A 936-nucleotide genomic window follows, 5' to 3' on the forward strand; every position below is an offset into this window, starting at 1 on the left:
TTCAAGGCCTACGACGCGATCGACGCGGCGCCGGAAGAGAAGGCGCGTGGCATCACGATCTCGACCGCGCACGTTGAGTACGAATCCCCGAACCGCCATTACGCGCACGTGGATTGCCCGGGCCATGCCGACTACGTGAAGAACATGATCACGGGTGCGGCGCAGATGGACGGCGCGATCCTGGTGTGCTCGGCCGCTGACGGCCCGATGCCGCAGACCCGCGAGCACATCCTGCTGGCCCGCCAGGTTGGCGTTCCCTACATCGTCGTGTTCATGAACAAGGCGGACATGGTGGACGACGCCGAGCTGCTGGAGCTGGTGGAGATGGAGATCCGCGAGCTGCTGAGCAAGTACAACTTCCCGGGCGACGACACCCCGATCATCAAGGGTTCGGCGCTCAAGGCGCTGGAAGGCGACCAGTCGGAGATTGGCGTTCCGGCGATCATCCAGCTGGTTGAGGCGCTGGACACCTACATCCCGGAGCCGCAGCGCGACGTGGACAAGCCGTTCCTGATGCCGGTCGAGGACGTGTTCTCGATTTCGGGTCGTGGCACGGTGGTGACGGGCCGCATCGAGCGCGGCATCATCAAGGTGGGCGACGAAATTGAAATCGTCGGCATCCGCCCGACCCAGAAGACCACGGTCACTGGCGTCGAGATGTTCCGCAAGCTGCTCGACCAGGGCCAGGCGGGCGACAACGCCGGTCTGCTGCTGCGCGGCACCAAGCGTGACGACGTGGAGCGCGGCCAGGTGCTGTGCAAGCCGGGCTCGATTGCCCCGCACACGGAGTTCGAGGCTGAGGTGTACGTGCTGTCGAAGGACGAGGGCGGTCGCCACACGCCGTTCTTCAAGGGTTACCGTCCGCAGTTCTACTTCCGCACGACCGACGTGACTGGCGCCTGCCAGCTGCCGGAAGGCGTGGAGATGGTGATGCCG

1 protein-coding gene is annotated in these 936 nt (G+C 65.1%); it reads left to right on the forward strand.

The window, feature by feature from the left end; all coding sequences use genetic code 11:
- Positions 1 to 936 (forward strand): elongation factor Tu (gene tuf, locus ACYVJH_RS13785; RefSeq protein WP_460455227.1); only part of this gene is annotated, 936 nt, incomplete at both ends.

This window comes from Arenimonas aestuarii, from assembly GCF_054781715.1.